Genomic DNA, 14,896 nt, shown 5'->3' on the forward strand with positions numbered 1-14,896 from the left:
TCGATGCAAGAGAGTTTTATATATATAATCATATTTGTTATAGCTGTAGTAATTGGCGTTTTAATAGGTATCTATATTAATGGATTAAAAGGCAAAGCTCAAATGAGTGCTTTAGAAGAAAGAGATATACAATTACAGAATTCGCTAAATGCATTACAAGAAAAAATTGACACAACCGAAAACGAAAGAGAAGATATTCGTCGTGAAAAAGATTTTTTAAATACTGAGCTTACACGAAAGAATGCTGAATATGAAAACTTGCAACAGCAAAATCTACAAAGAGACAAAGAACTCGCAAAACAGCAGGAACAACTACGTAAAGACTTTGAATTGCTAGCGAACAATATCTTAGAAAAAAACTCATCTAAGATTACAGAGCAGAATAAAGAGAACTTAAAGACGATTTTAAATCCTTTACAAGAAAAAATTAAAACATTTGAAAAGAAAGTTGAAGATACACATAAAGAGAGTATTGATCGTCATGCAGCATTGCGCCAACAAATCTTAGGATTAAAGGAACTGAATGAACAAATGAGTAAAGAAGCTTTGAATCTTACCAAAGCCCTAAAAGGTGATAGCAAGACACAAGGAAATTGGGGTGAATTAGTATTAGAACGTGTGCTAGAAAAATCGGGCTTAGAAAAAGATAGAGAGTACTTTATACAACAAAGCTTTACTGCTCAAAGTGGTAAAAGGGTGTTGCCAGATGTGGTAATTCATTTACCAGACAATAAGAAAATGATTATAGATTCTAAAGTATCTCTTACTGCTTATGAACAATATATCAATAATGAAGATGATCAAGAAAGAGAGCGTGCTCTAAAAGAACATATCGCTTCCTTAAATCGGCATGTTATACAACTAAGTGAAAAGAAATATGAAGATATCTATGAAATTGAATCACCAGATTTTGTATTATTATTTGTTCCAGTAGAGCCAGCATTTGCAATTGCCATCAACACTGATAATCAATTATATAACAAAGCTTTTGAAAAGAATATAGTAATTGTTACACCTGCTACACTTTTAGCTACACTACGCACAATAGATACGATGTGGAATAATGAAAAGCAACAGCGTAACGCCATTGAAATTGCACGTCAAGCTGGGGCTCTGTATGATAAGTTTGACGGATTAATGAAAGACCTTATTGGCATAGGCAAAAAAATTGATGCTTCGAAAATTGATTACAATCTAGCCATGAATAAGCTTTTCGAAGGAAAAGGAAACCTCATAACCAGTGTAGAGAAAATTAAAAAATTAGGAGCAAAAGCAAAAAAACAATTACCAGAAAATATAGTTGAACGTGCCAACGAAACCGATGATAATTAAACTTCTACAGAACTCGCAAATAAAGGTTTATTAACCATCAATTTATTTACTTTTTCAGCAACTGCATCTAATACCACTTCATTTTCATGACTTGTAATTACTTCATCTATTAATGCAACAATAGTTTCCATATCATTTTCTTTTAATCCTCTAGTTGTAATTGCAGCCGTACCAATACGAATTCCTGAAGTAACAAATGGAGACTTATCATCAAAAGGTACCATGTTTTTATTAACTGTTATTTCTGCCTTCACCAACGCATTTTCAGCCTCTTTACCAGTAATGTTCTTATTTCTTAGATCAATTAGCATCATATGATTATCTGTACCACCAGAAATGAGATGATAATCACGTTTTACGAAAGCGTTTGCCATTGCAGCTGCATTTCTTTTTACTTGTATTTGATAATGCAAAAATTCATCTGTTAAAGCTTCACCAAAAGCAATGGCTTTCGCAGCAATAATATGTTCTAGCGGTCCACCTTGATTTCCAGGAAATACCGCCATATTTAAAATTGAAGACATCATTTTAGGTTTTCCACTTTTTAATGTAATTCCCCATGGGTTTTCAAAATCTTTACCCATCATAATCATTCCTCCTCTGGGGCCACGTAAGGTTTTATGTGTTGTTGTGGTTACGACATGGCAATGTGGCATCGGATCATTTAAAATACCTTTTGCAATCAATCCTGAAGGGTGTGATATATCTGCCATCAATAAAGCACCAACGCTATCTGCTATTTCACGAAAACGCTTAAAATCAATATCTCTTGAATAGGCTGAGGCACCAGCTATAATTAACTGTGGTTTTTCTTGTGACGCTGTTTCTTGAATTTTATCATAATTTAATATGCCTGTTTCCTGTTCTACTCCATAAAATGATGTTTTATAAAGATTACCTGAAAAGTTTACAGGAGAGCCATGCGTTAAATGTCCTCCATGCGAAAGATCAAAACCTAAAATCTTATCTCCTGGCTTTAATAAAGCGTAATACACTGCAGAATTTGCTTGCGAACCAGAATGTGGTTGCACATTAACATACTCAGCCCCAAATAAAGCTTTAGCACGGTCTATAGCTAATTGTTCAACTTTATCAACCACTTCACACCCTCCATAATAACGTTTACCAGGGTATCCTTCGGCATATTTATTTGTTAGAACAGAACCTGCAGCCTCCATAACTTGCTCACTAACAAAGTTTTCTGAAGCTATTAATTCTAGCCCATGTAATTGGCGTTCTTTTTCTTCTTGTATAAAGTCAAATATTTGTTGATCTCGTTGCATTATTAAAATCTATTTGTAAAGGTTAAGCGTTTGTTAAATATGTAGTCAAAAGTAATAATTTCATTTTTCTAATTCACATAAACATTTATATTTGAATGAAATTTAATTCACAAGTTATCAAATGACAATAGCAGCAAATAATCCTAATAGAAAATCATGGTTACATGTATCTGAGAATTCAGATTTTCCGATTCAAAATATTCCGTTTGGAGTCTTCTTAACACGTGATGATATTATAACAATAGGTACACGAATTGGAGATTATGCCATCGACCTTGGGGCTTTACATCAGCTCGGATATTTTGAAGGAATTCCTTTAACCGATGATATATTTTTACAAGATACGTTGAATGATTTTATTGCAGATGGCCGTATTACCTGGAGATTGGTTCGCAATAGAATCGCAGAAATTTTTGACACAGCAAATGGTAAATTACGAGATAATGCTGAGCATAAAGATAAGATCATTTTTAGAATGGATGAAGTTGAAATGCAATTACCCGTTGATGTTGGTGATTATACCGATTTCTATGCCAGTAAAGAGCATGCAACAAATGTAGGAAGTATATTTCGAGATCCTAAAAATGCACTGATGCCAAATTGGTTACACGTACCCATAGGATATCATGGTAGAAGTTCTTCGATTATACCTTCTGGAACACCTGTGCGAAGACCCATTGGGCAATCAAGACCTTCTGAAGGGGATAATACACCAAATTTTGGCCCTTCAAAATTATTAGATTTCGAATTAGAAATGGCTTTTATTACCACTGCTTCAAACGACCTTGGAACCAGAATTCCAATAAAAGAAGCAGAAGAATACATTTTCGGATTGGTATTATTTAATGATTGGTCTGCACGTGATATACAAGCATGGGAATATCAACCTTTAGGCCCATTTTTAGGCAAGAATTTTGCCTCTACTATTTCACCATGGATTGTTACGCTTGATGCTTTAGCACCTTTTAGAGTTGATAACCCGAAACAAGACCCTAAGCCATTGCCCTATTTACAACATGATGGTAAGCATAGTTTCGATATTCATTTACAGGCAGGTATTAAACCTGAAGGTGGTGAAGAAACTATTGTTGCAAACTCTAATTTTAAATACATGTATTGGACCATGGCACAGCAATTAGCACATCACACAGTTAATGGTTGTAATGTGCGTGCGGGTGATATGATGGGTTCTGGTACTATTTCTGGCCCAACACCAGATAGTTATGGTTCTATGTTAGAGTTGACTTGGCGTGGCGCAAATCCTATTAAATTAAAAGATGGTTCTGAACGTAAATTTATTGAAGATAACGATACTGTTATTATGCGCGCACATTGCCAAAATGATGCTGTTCGTATTGGGTTCGGAGAATGCATTGGCAAGGTAGAACCTGCAAAAGAATAGATGAATAGTAAATATTTATTAATAAAGTATCCTTGATTTGCTAAAATCGAGGATATTTTGTTTTTAGATTGAATTCAAGTATATTCGTAGATAGACCAATTAAACCAGATATCATGAAAAAATATAGTATTTATCTTTTTGCAATTATAGTTTTAGCTGCTTGTGGTGGTACTCAAAAAACGACTAGCTATTTACAGTCGGGCAATTATACAAACGCATTTAACAATTCAATTGCGCAACTTACAAAGGATAAAACGAGTAAATCAAACCAAAAACATATTCCGTTACTCAAAGAAGCATATAATAAAGCTGCAGCGCAAGATTTAAATACTATCAACTCACTAAAAGGGCAAAACACACCTGAAGCATTAAAAAAGATATATGGAACCTATTTGAATTTAGACTTAAGACAAGACGAAGTTCGTGTACTACAACCTCTGTATTTCGAAGGAAAGGAAGTGACATTTGATTTTAATGATTATACAACTGAGATAAAGAAAACTAAAAACAATTATTCCTCACGTTTGTATTCGATGGCGATGCAAGAAATGAAAGACGGCAAACTAGGAGCGCGAAAAGCCTATAAGCATTTTGAAGAATTAATTTATGTAAACCCTACCTATAAATCTAATTTAACAGAACTATCTCAAAAAGCTAAAAATCAAGGAAGTAGTTTTGTTTTAGTAAACTTAAAAAATAATGTACGAGAAATTTCTAAAGATAGCTTACAAGGATTTACTAGAATCAATGCTGGCGGATTTGAAAACCCTTGGTTAATTTTTCATGATAAAAAAGATTATAAAGTAAAGTATGACTATCAAGTCGAAATTAATCTTGATAAATTATCATTTACACAACCAGAAACCAAGCAAGAACGTGTGCCACAAGAGCGAAAAATTCAAGATGGATGGCAATACCAATTAGATAGTAATGGCAACGTAATGAAAGATAAAAATGGTAATGATATAAAAGTCGCTAAATATGCTATTGCGCGTGCAGAGGTATATTTATATCAACAGAATAAAGCTTCAAAGCTTGATGGAACTGTAAATATTAAAAATTTAGCTACGAAACAGACAGTATCGAATAACCCAATGTTCGGAGAAGCCAAATTTCAAAATACCTATGGAAAGTACAAAGGTGATCAACGTGCTATAGATCAAAAATATCATCAGGCATTGCAAGCTAAAGAAACTCCATATCCTAAAGATTATTTGTTTGTGAAATACTCAATCAGTAACTTTAAACAAAAGCTTACTGCGTTATTGAGTCAACAAAAATTTTAAACCTTAAACACCATATTATCAGTCAATTATTATTGATTGTAAGTTGCAATATGTAGATATTTTATTCGTTATTCTTAGTAATCTCAAACAGCCAAAAAAGATGAAAAGAATACTTCTCATAGTTATTATAGTATTTATAGTTGTTTCTTGTAGCACAGCTAAAAAAACACAAAAAGCAATTAATACAGGTAATTATATTACGGCTATTAATGCTGCTGTAGAAAAGTTACAATACAATAAATCGAGTAAAAGAAATCAAGATATTATCCTATTATTAGAAGAAGCTTATAATAAAAATACGGATAGAAAATTACGTGAAATCAATTTTCTTAAAAAAGATGGTAATCCTGCTAATCTAGAAAAGATATACAATGCTTATGCAGGTCTTAATAATATTCAAGAGCGTGTAAAAGCATTATTACCATTACGAGTATATGATGAGGATAGAGACGCAAATTTCGATTTTAAAGACTACAATACGCCAATTTTAGAAACTAAGAATTCACTCTCTAGCTACTTGTATGACAATGCTTCTAACCTACTAACAAATGCAAATAACAAACAAGATTATAGAAAAGCGTATCAAGACTTCACATATCTTGACGAATTGAATCCTAATTTTAAGAATACTAGAGATAAAATTGAAGAGGCCTACCAAAGAGGAATTGATTATGTAAGTGTACAGCTTTTAAACGATACGGAAACTACACTACCCGTTAGATTAGAAGATGATTTACTAAACTTTAATACGTATGGCTTAAATGACAAATGGACGCGCTTTCACACCAATATTCAAAAGGATATTAATTATGATTATGAAATGCAATTAAAGTTCAATTCAATTTTAGTGAGTCCAGAACAAATAAGTACGAAAGAATCCTTGAAAGAGAAGCAGGTAAAAGATGGTTGGCAATATGTATTAGATGACAATGGAAACGTTAAAAAAGATAGTTTAGGCAATGATATAAAGGTAGATAAATTTATCACTGCTACATGTAAATTCTTTGAGCATACACAGTTTAAAGATGTGCAAATTGTTGGAAATATAAGTTACTTAGACCTTTCTACAAAACAGTTAATCAATTCATATCCGTTAACATCAGGATTCATTTTCGAAAATGTGTATGCTGATTTTAGCGGTGATAAAAGAGCACTTGATGAAAAGTTACTAAAACTTACTGAAGTTAACGCAGTACCATTTCCAACTGATGAGCAGATGATTTACGATAGTGGTGAAGATTTAAAAAATAACATTAAAGACATTATAAGAAAACACGGTTTTAATTAAAAGCCATCACATGTTTTGTGTATAATAGTTATAATCTTTTAAGACTTTATCAATAAAAGATATTGCATCTTTTTCTTGTGAAGTAATTTGGGCAACATCTTCAATCTTGGCTCGCAGTTTAACAAGTGTTTTATGATCTTTATTAGCCCGCGCTACTTTAAATGTTTCCTTTATAATTCTAGCATCATTATCTGATAACTTAATAACGCTTGGGTAGGTTGGTTGGTAGTCTTTCGTTAGATTTTCAATAATGGTATGTGAAAATTTTGTCGGATCCTTCAACGCTACAACAATAGTATTGGCAGACATATCCCCCACTCGCTGATTATTTTTGGTAAAAAGAATACAAAAAAAACCAATTAATTTTCCAAAAAGAAAAATAAAATAGGTCATAAATATATTGTTGTACAGGTTTAACGATGCCATATACACAAATAATAACATGAAAAGATTGAAATCTACGATACGCATAAACCATCGAATTACATAATCAACAGTATTGGGTTTAAAACCATCAATATTTATAACTCTAATATGCATTAATCTTTTGCCAATAGTTTGCCCATTCATTAATATTTCTGAATACAATGAATAGAATGTAATAGGTAAAAACATAAGTACGTCAATCGCTTTTACAGACCAGTAATCTCCATCATAGGCTTCATTAAAGACTGTGAAATCAAAAAAGCGGATAATTACAAACAAATAGGCAAACTTTATTATGTTGTCAATTATAAAAGCTAATAAACGCTGCCCTACATTCGCCAATTCAAAATTTATATTAACATTTTGAGTTGTATTTATTTGGAGAGTTTTCATTAATAATTATATTAGCTTATATATGAGAGAGGTTGCTTTTATAAGCCAAAATAAAGAAAAATGGTTAGAATTTGAACGTGTCATTTCTAATAATGAGAAAAAATCTCCTGATGAAATTGCCGATCTTCATATTAAAATAATGAACGACTTAGCCTATGCACAGACGTTTTATCCTAAAAGTAAAATAGTTAGCTATTTAAACAAGCTTGCCAAAACAAGTTTTAGCAATGTTTATCATACAAAAAGACAAAGTAAAAACTCTGTTATTTATTTCTTCTTTGATAGTGTTCCATTATTATGTTATAAGTATCGTAAATTCATTTACCTATCGTTCATATTCTTCTTTCTATGTTTTTTTGTAGGATTACTATCTACTTTCAATGACGAGACTTTTGCAAGACAAATCCTTGGCAATAGCTATATAGATCAAACATTAGAAAATATTGAAAGCGGAGATGCCCTTGCTATTTATAAAAGTGGTAGTAATTGGGGTGGTTTCATTGCGATATTAGATAATAACATCAGAGTGGGATTAAACATGTTCCTTTCAGGATTGTTTTTAGGAATCGGTACTGGTTTTTATATTATTTATAACGGTGTGATGGTGGCTGTGTTTCAAGCTTTTTTTTATCAACAGAATACTTTTTTAGATAGTCTAAAAGGTATCTGGATTCATGGTACTTATGAAATATTTGCAATGATTATTGAAGCCGCCGCTGGATATATCATTGGGGCAAGCATACTTTTTCCTGGAACCTTAAAAAGGTTTCAGTCGTTTAAAATAGGATTACGTAACGCTTTTATGATATTCTTAAGCACTATACCTTTTACCATTGCAGCTGCTTTTTTAGAAGGTTATGTAACACGTTATTACAATACCATACCAACCCTATTTTGCTTTATAATTATTTTATTTTGCTTATTAACGATTAGTTACTATTATTTGGTATTTCCGTTTAAAGTGGCTGAAAAATATAATTTGCGTTAATGAAAAAGATACTGCTAATACTTTTATTAACAAGCTTCATAACTTCTTTCTCTCAAGAAGTTGAAGAAACATATAGTGATTCGCATGAATACGACGAGTATGTAGAAGAAGAATACGAAAAAGACTATACAGAATTTTATAATGACACGCTAACATACACTAAAGACATAGATTATTTTAAGAAAAGAGCATTTGACCAAGATCTAAGCGAAAAATATAGTGGACGAGAATTTACATATGTAGATAAATTAAAAAAGAAAAAAGAGTCTCAAGAAAAAATAACAGAACCAGCTCAGAATGCAAAGAGTAAAATAGATACAGGTTTTGTAAAAACTTTCGGAGCGTTTATGTCTAATATTTTCCCATACTTACTAGGAATTGTGGTGGTTTTAATTATTGTAAAAAGTTTTATAAAAACCGATAAAGGTTTTTGGAACTTTAAAAGAACTAATAAGAAACAATCAACAGTACTGCTTTATAATGAAGATGAAGATATCGATGCAAATGATTATGATCGCTTGCTTGCAAGAGCAATAAAAGAGCATAATTTTCGCTTGGCTACACGGTATTATTATTTAGCGTGCCTAAAAAAACTGTCCTTAAAAGGATTCATTAAATATGATAAAGACAAAACAAACACAGAGTATCAATTTGAATTAAAAAACAAAAAATTACGTTCGAATTTTGCCTATATATCCTACGTGTATGATTATGTATGGTATGGCGAGTTTCCTGTTGATGAAATCAAATTCAATATTATAAAAGAAAAATACAAATCATTTATTCAATCTATTTAGTTGCGTATATATAAATTCATAGCAATTCTTATATTACTCACATTTACACAATGTAAGCGAACAAACTGGTATGAGAATTTCCGTGAAAAAGAAAAGAGTCCATTCGGTACCTATATTATCTATAACGAAAGTAAAAGTTTATTTAGTAATAATGAAGTTGAGCTTTTAAAAGAAAATATTTATGATTATTTAGTGAATAATTATCGCGATAATCAAAAAGAAGATTTTGCAAATTATGTTTGTATAAAATATGATGCAAATCGACTTAGCCAAGCAGGTATTCAAGATCTTTTGCAATTTGTTTACAAAGGTAACGACGTATTTATAGCACTTAATCATTATAATTATTATCTAAAAGATGCCTTAGATTTTGAAACAGAGAATGAAAATGAACAAATTTTTGCACCCGTAAACCTTAAAAAGCTTAAAGGATCACTGCATTTAAAAAATGACAAGTTTAGTAAACAAGATTATACACTCGATAGAAATCTTAGAAATCATTATTTTACTAGATATAATGAACGAAAAACACAAATTTTAGGTACACAAAAAGTAAATGGTAAGGATAAGCCTGTTTTTATAAAAATTTATCACGGACAAGGTGCCATTTATTTGCATACACAGCCTATAGCGTTTACCAATTACTATTTGCTTAAAGATAATTACCAATATGCAGAGAATGTCTTATCCTATTTACCCGATAGAAAAATTTTATGGGATCCACATATACGAACGAGTAATTTATCTGAATCAGGAGTAAGTAATAACAGAGCGTCGGTATTTAAATTCTTCTTACAAAACCCTTCTTTAAAATGGTCTTTGTATGTGTTTCTTTTCGGATTACTTTCATTTATTTTGTTTAATGCAAGAAGGAAACAACGTGCAATCCCTATTGTTGAAGATCTTAAAAATTCAACGGTAGAATTTACACATACCATTGCAAATTTATATATAAAAGAAAATGACCATAAGAATTTAGTGGATAAAAAAATTCGCTATTTTTTAGAAAAAATACGTCGTAACTATTTGATAAACACAAATAATTTAAACAATGCTTTCATACAACAACTCGCAGCAAAATCGGGTAGTCCATTAACATCAACAAAATATTTAATAAATTTAATTATTGATTTAAATAAAAAACATGAATGTTCTCAAAATGAACTAAATAGACTTAATACATTAATAGAAAATTTTTTCAATCCAAACGCAAATGGAACAAACCAATAATCAAGAAGAAAATATAGCATTTAAAAGCAGAATAGACCTTACCGAACTTCAAGAAAGTGTTTATAAAATCAAGCAAGAACTTAACAAGGTAATTGTTGGGCAAAAAGAGATGATAGATTTAATAATTGTCGCAATCTTATCAAATGGGCATGCTTTGATAGAAGGAGTTCCAGGTGTGGCAAAAACCATCACTGCTAAACTCGTTGCCAAAACGATAGCTATTGATTTTAGCAGAATTCAATTTACACCAGATTTAATGCCTTCCGATATTTTAGGTACTTCGGTTTTTAATGTAAAAACTTCAGATTTTGAATTTAAGAAGGGCCCAATTTTCGCGAATATGATCTTAATTGATGAAATTAATAGAGCTCCAGCCAAAACACAAGCCGCGTTGTTTGAGGTGATGGAAGAAAAGCAAATAACCATGGATGGTACCACCTATAAAATGGAAGAGCCTTTTATAGTATTAGCTACACAAAATCCTATCGAACAAGAAGGTACCTATCGCTTGCCAGAAGCACAATTAGATCGCTTCTTATTTAAAATAGACGTAGCCTACCCTACCAGTGAAGAAGAACTAGAAATCGTCACTAGAGAACAAAATCTAAAAAGTGAAATGAAAATTCAAAAAATTATCGAAGTAATTTCTGGAGCTAATATTCAAAAATATAAAGAGCTGATTACGAATATTCGTGTAGAAGATCATTTACTAAAGTATATTTCTGAGATCGTTGTAAATACACGAACAAATTCTTTGTTGTATTTAGGGGCTTCACCTAGAGCCACTATAGCGATTTTGAAAGCTTCTAAGGCATTTGCTGCGATTAATGGTAGAGATTTCATCACACCAGAAGATATTAAGAAAACCGCGATACCCATATTAAAACATAGAGTAATTGTAACACCAGAGCGTGAAATGGAAGGTTTAACAAGTGATCAAATAATAGCACAAATAATAGAAGCTGTAGAAATACCTCGATAAGTAAATGAAGAAAGTATATCATTCATTATTTATTAATAATAGATTCTTTTTTGCATTAGGTGCTATCATCGTACTTTTTGTTCTAGGTTTCTTTATTCCAATATTTTTCAGCACCGCTAAAGTATTACTCTTTATAGTGGTCTTATTATTATGTATCGATATAGCGCTTGTATATTCAATAAAAAATGGAATCACATTACATCGTGACTTACCAGAACGACTTTCTAATGGTGATGAAAATAAAATATCAATAAGAATAAAGAATCATTACCGATTTAATATACTCAATACAATCATTGAAGAACTACCTTTTCAATTTCAAAAGCGAGATTTTATCTTTAAAAAATCTTTAAAATTAAATGAGGTTAAAGTTGTTAACTATAAGCTAACACCTACAAAAAGAGGCGAATATAATTTTGGACTTGTAAATGTCTATTTGAATTCTCCATTGCAATTGGCTACGCGAAAATATAGTTTAGGTACAAAAAAAAGTATAAAATGTTATCCTTCATTTTTAAAACTCAGAGAATTCAATATTAAAGCATTTTCTAGTGATGTACATTCTGGAACTAAAAAAGTAAGAAGACTTGGGCATTCTTTAGAATTTGAACAGATTAAAGAATATATTTCTGGTGACGATATTAGAACATTAAATTGGAAAGCCACCGCTAAGAGAAATCAATTGATGGTGAATCAATACATAGAAGAAAAATCACAACCCATCTATTCAATTATCGATAAAGGGCGTGTAATGCAAATGAGTTTTGAAGGTCTCACACTATTAGATTATGCCATTAATGCCACATTAGCGATCTCAAATGTTGCATTAGGCAAACAAGATAAAGCAGGTATGCTAACATTTTCAAATCAAATAAATGACTTGATAGTTGCCGAACAGCGATACTCACAAATGAATCTAATTTCAGAAACATTACATAATATCGAAACCAATTTTTCAGAATCTGATTTTGGTCTTTTGTACGCTACTATTAAGCGAAAAATTACCCATAGAAGCCTATTAATTCTATATACTAACTTTGAAACTATGGATGCTTTAAATAGACAATTACCCTATTTAAGAGCCTTAGCAAAAAACCATTTAGTATTAGTTGTTTTCTTTAAAAACACTGAATTAGAAAAAATTACAAATGTTAAAGCCACCAATATTCAAGCTGTATATGATAAAGTGATTGCAGAAAAGTTTATGTATGAGAAACGTCAGATAGTAAATGAGCTAAAAAAGTATGGTATTCAGTCTGTTTTAACGAAACCACAAAACTTAACAGGTGATACTATAAATGAGTATCTGTCGTTAAAAGCAAGAGGATTAATTTAAATCTTATATTTATAAATAATTAACCAAATCAATAATTATGAGCAACTTAAAATTAAAATTAAAGAGAATCGACCCTGTAAAAGCAGGTCTAATTTATGGTATAACATTGGCTGCAATAGGTTTTATCATCTTCTCGCTAGCCTTTCTATTTGGAGGCCTATTCGGAAGTGCACTTGGCGGGTCAAATGCCTTAGGAGGTATTCTTGGCGGTGGAATTATCGCTTTAATCTTTGTACCTGTACTCTACTTTATTATCGGCTTTATTTTTGGATGGCTAGGAACTACAATTCTTAACTTTGTATTAGGTAAAACTGATGGATTAGATCTAGAATTTGATAAAAATGATGCAGAAATAGCTAATATTGGGAGAGAATAAAAATTGATACACTAATATAAAGAGGTCGTCTAAAAAGTAATTTTTAGGCGATTTCTTTTTTAAATAAATATATTGATTTTTGCTGACGTTCATTTTATTGATTAAAAATTGTCAAGTAAAAAGTAGTTAAGTTGGCCTATATGGTTAAACTAAACTTTTTAAGGTTATGTGCCAATGCAATAAGCCCTATTTCTACATTTACTTTATCAATTCCCCTAAGCATAAAGCGTTTGAAGTTCATATTTGTTTGATGTTGCCAAAAACAGCTTCTACATCCCAACAGCGTTGTTTATGTTTTTTGATACCTTTTTCACTTGTGAGTCTTGTCTTTGCTTTGGCTTTTAATCGTATTAAATTATAGTTGCGTTCTATAATACGGTTTTATTTTGATGCATAACACAAGCTTCTAAGCGGGCAAGCTTTGCAGTTTTGTGCTTGGTAGCGTGTGATGGTTTGCTCAAAACCTGTTTTGGTTTTCTTTTTGTAACTACCTATATTGCCCATAGCTTGTCCCATTAGACAGTAATAGGTGTCTGTGTCTTTATTGTAGTACAGCTCATCTGGATCGAAGGGAGTGGCTTTTCCTTTGTCTTGGTTATATTGCTCTTTATGGAAGTAGTTGTACTTTAAAAAGGCATCTATATTTTTGGCTTCTAAATCAGTATAGTTCTCTTCACTGCCATAGCCTGCATCAGCGGTTATACTTTCGGGTGTTTCATTATAGGATTCTATGTGGTCTTCTATATGGTCTTTTAGCAATGTGGTATCTGCTGTGGTCTGCCCAAGGGTGTAACCCGTAATGTACTGATTATTGATAGAGGCCTGTAGATTGTAGCCTGGTTTGAGCTGTCCGTTTTGCATATAGTCATCCTTCATGCGCATAAAGGTAGCATCTGTATCGGTCTTGCTATAACTGTTCCTGTCTTTTAAGATAGCTTCTTGTTTGTCGTATTTTTTAAGATTAGAAGACCAGTTCTTCTTGGCATAATTCAATTTTTATTTTACTTTTTTATCTATGGCTTTTGTTTTTAAAGCATCATTGATCTTGTGTATTGTTGCTTCCACCTGTTGTGCATCAATAGTCTCAAAGTCTGGGGTGTTGGGGATATGTTGTTCTTCTTTATATACCTGCTCTACATAAGACCAGAGTTCTTTTAATTGCTTTTGGATACGGACTTTGTTCTTTGCAATGGACTTTCCCCATACAAAAGTGTAGCGGTTGGCATTGGCCTCTATCTTGGTGTCATCTACATAATGATCTTTTAAGCTTAATACACCTTGATCTACCAGTAGCAAGACCACTTGGTTGAATATTTTTTTTAAATGGCTTTTTAAGCGTTTGTCCCTAAAGTCATTGATCGTATTATGGTCTGGCTTGTTATGACCACTAAGCCACATAAAGTGGATGTTCTCGCACAAGGCTTGTTCTATCTTTCTTGAGGAGTACAAATTGCGCAAATAGGCATAAATAATAACCTTTAAGAGCATACCAGGATGGTAACTCGAAGTGCCACCACCCTTATAACTTTGCTCTAATGCTGTAATGTCTAAATTATCTACTATCGTGTTTACAACAAGAACGGGATGATTCAAAGGTGTCCCACATGTATCTGCGTAATTCTTTGAGTTGTGAATTGCTTTCAGTTCCTTAATTTTATGGAGGATTCACAGGAGATGCTTTAAAATGGACTGCTGGTAAAAAGTTGTGAATTGCTTTCAGTTCCTTAATTTTATGGAGGATTCACAGGCAATTATTAAAGAGTTACTAGGTATTGAT

The 14,896-nt window shown here is 31.8% G+C and carries 15 protein-coding genes; 10 read left to right on the plus strand and 5 right to left on the minus strand.

Annotated features, from left to right (window positions below; all coding sequences use genetic code 11):
- Positions 1–3 precede the first annotated feature (3 nt).
- Positions 4–1,332 carry a DNA recombination protein RmuC gene (locus AC1EUY_RS08080; RefSeq protein WP_480195011.1) on the plus strand — a complete coding sequence of 443 codons (1,329 nt, stop codon included), beginning with the start codon at positions 4–6 and terminating at the stop codon, positions 1,330–1,332.
- Here the strand turns inward: AC1EUY_RS08080 and glyA are convergent.
- Positions 1,329–2,615, minus strand: coding sequence for a serine hydroxymethyltransferase (glyA, locus tag AC1EUY_RS08085; protein ID WP_480195012.1), 1,287 nt, complete (start codon positions 2,613–2,615; stop codon positions 1,329–1,331). The genes AC1EUY_RS08080 and glyA overlap by 4 nt on opposite strands.
- A 121-nt stretch (positions 2,616–2,736) precedes the next feature.
- Between glyA and fahA the strand changes: the two genes are divergently transcribed.
- The 3 genes from fahA (at position 2,737) to AC1EUY_RS08100 (ending at position 6,591) form a co-directional block, all read left to right on the plus strand.
- Positions 2,737–4,017, plus strand: coding sequence for a fumarylacetoacetase (gene fahA, locus AC1EUY_RS08090; protein ID WP_480195013.1), 1,281 nt, complete (start codon positions 2,737–2,739; stop codon positions 4,015–4,017).
- 113 nt (positions 4,018–4,130) lie between these two features.
- Entirely contained in the window at positions 4,131–5,303 is a 1,173-nt protein-coding gene (locus AC1EUY_RS08095) for a hypothetical protein (protein ID WP_480195014.1), read from the plus strand.
- A 100-nt stretch (positions 5,304–5,403) separates the two neighbouring features.
- Positions 5,404–6,591, plus strand: coding sequence for a hypothetical protein (locus AC1EUY_RS08100; RefSeq protein ID WP_480195015.1), 1,188 nt, complete (start codon positions 5,404–5,406; stop codon positions 6,589–6,591).
- A 6-nt stretch (positions 6,592–6,597) separates the two neighbouring features.
- Here AC1EUY_RS08100 and AC1EUY_RS08105 read toward each other — a convergent pair whose 3' ends face one another.
- Entirely contained in the window at positions 6,598–7,410 is an 813-nt protein-coding gene (locus AC1EUY_RS08105; RefSeq protein ID WP_480195016.1) for an RDD family protein, read from the minus strand.
- Positions 7,411–7,432: 22 nt separating this feature from the next.
- Between AC1EUY_RS08105 and AC1EUY_RS08110 the strand changes: the two genes are divergently transcribed.
- The 6 genes from AC1EUY_RS08110 to AC1EUY_RS08135 are packed head-to-tail and all read left to right on the plus strand — an operon-like array spanning position 7,433 to position 13,119.
- Positions 7,433–8,398, plus strand: a complete 966-nt coding sequence (locus AC1EUY_RS08110; RefSeq protein WP_480195017.1) for a stage II sporulation protein M — start codon at positions 7,433–7,435, stop codon at positions 8,396–8,398.
- Positions 8,398–9,195 carry a hypothetical protein gene (locus AC1EUY_RS08115; RefSeq protein ID WP_480195018.1) on the plus strand — a complete coding sequence of 266 codons (798 nt, stop codon included), beginning with the start codon at positions 8,398–8,400 and terminating at the stop codon, positions 9,193–9,195. Before AC1EUY_RS08110 ends, AC1EUY_RS08115 begins: the two co-directional genes overlap by 1 nt.
- Positions 9,196–10,425: a DUF4350 domain-containing protein gene (locus AC1EUY_RS08120; protein ID WP_480195019.1), complete on the plus strand. Its 1,230-nt coding sequence runs from the start codon at positions 9,196–9,198 to the stop codon at positions 10,423–10,425.
- A complete protein-coding gene (locus AC1EUY_RS08125) occupies positions 10,409–11,407 on the plus strand; it encodes an AAA family ATPase (protein ID WP_480195020.1) in 999 nt (332 codons plus the stop codon). The genes AC1EUY_RS08120 and AC1EUY_RS08125 overlap by 17 nt, the downstream gene beginning before the upstream one ends.
- A 4-nt stretch (positions 11,408–11,411) precedes the next feature.
- A complete protein-coding gene (locus AC1EUY_RS08130) occupies positions 11,412–12,743 on the plus strand; it encodes a DUF58 domain-containing protein (RefSeq protein ID WP_480195021.1) in 1,332 nt (443 codons plus the stop codon).
- A gap of 37 nt (positions 12,744–12,780) precedes the next feature.
- The gene (locus AC1EUY_RS08135; RefSeq protein ID WP_480195022.1) at positions 12,781–13,119 is read left to right on the plus strand and encodes a hypothetical protein; all 339 of its coding nucleotides are present in this window, start codon (positions 12,781–12,783) and stop codon (positions 13,117–13,119) included.
- Positions 13,120–13,255: 136 nt separating this feature from the next.
- Here AC1EUY_RS08135 and AC1EUY_RS08140 read toward each other — a convergent pair whose 3' ends face one another.
- From AC1EUY_RS08140 to AC1EUY_RS08150, 3 genes are all read right to left on the minus strand, one after another.
- Entirely contained in the window at positions 13,256–13,360 is a 105-nt protein-coding gene (locus AC1EUY_RS08140) for a transposase (protein ID WP_480195023.1), read from the minus strand.
- A gap of 140 nt (positions 13,361–13,500) precedes the next feature.
- Entirely contained in the window at positions 13,501–14,112 is a 612-nt protein-coding gene (locus AC1EUY_RS08145) for a transposase (protein WP_480195024.1), read from the minus strand.
- Positions 14,113–14,115: 3 nt separating this feature from the next.
- The gene (locus tag AC1EUY_RS08150) at positions 14,116–14,712 is read right to left on the minus strand and encodes a transposase (RefSeq protein ID WP_480195025.1); all 597 of its coding nucleotides are present in this window, start codon (positions 14,710–14,712) and stop codon (positions 14,116–14,118) included.
- Positions 14,713–14,896: the final 184 nt, after the last annotated feature.

This window comes from Maritimimonas sp. 2210JD6-3, from assembly GCF_056591795.1.

What these genes read in the sequence shown, in the direction of transcription:
- AC1EUY_RS08130 (WP_480195021.1), top strand. Translation starts at nt 11,412, where the DNA reads ATGAAGAAAGTATATCATTCATTATTTATTAATAATAGATTCTTTTTT.
- fahA (WP_480195013.1), top strand. Translation starts at nt 2,737, where the DNA reads ATGACAATAGCAGCAAATAATCCTAATAGAAAATCATGGTTACATGTA.
- AC1EUY_RS08080 (WP_480195011.1), top strand. Translation starts at nt 4, where the DNA reads ATGCAAGAGAGTTTTATATATATAATCATATTTGTTATAGCTGTAGTA.
- AC1EUY_RS08135 (WP_480195022.1), top strand. Translation starts at nt 12,781, where the DNA reads ATGAGCAACTTAAAATTAAAATTAAAGAGAATCGACCCTGTAAAAGCA.
- AC1EUY_RS08100 (WP_480195015.1), top strand. Translation starts at nt 5,404, where the DNA reads ATGAAAAGAATACTTCTCATAGTTATTATAGTATTTATAGTTGTTTCT.
- AC1EUY_RS08095 (WP_480195014.1), top strand. Translation starts at nt 4,131, where the DNA reads ATGAAAAAATATAGTATTTATCTTTTTGCAATTATAGTTTTAGCTGCT.
- AC1EUY_RS08140 (WP_480195023.1), bottom strand. Translation starts at nt 13,360, where the DNA reads ATGAACTTCAAACGCTTTATGCTTAGGGGAATTGATAAAGTAAATGTA.
- AC1EUY_RS08115 (WP_480195018.1), top strand. Translation starts at nt 8,398, where the DNA reads ATGAAAAAGATACTGCTAATACTTTTATTAACAAGCTTCATAACTTCT.
- AC1EUY_RS08110 (WP_480195017.1), top strand. Translation starts at nt 7,433, where the DNA reads ATGAGAGAGGTTGCTTTTATAAGCCAAAATAAAGAAAAATGGTTAGAA.
- glyA (WP_480195012.1), bottom strand. Translation starts at nt 2,615, where the DNA reads ATGCAACGAGATCAACAAATATTTGACTTTATACAAGAAGAAAAAGAA.
- AC1EUY_RS08125 (WP_480195020.1), top strand. Translation starts at nt 10,409, where the DNA reads ATGGAACAAACCAATAATCAAGAAGAAAATATAGCATTTAAAAGCAGA.
- AC1EUY_RS08105 (WP_480195016.1), bottom strand. Translation starts at nt 7,410, where the DNA reads ATGAAAACTCTCCAAATAAATACAACTCAAAATGTTAATATAAATTTT.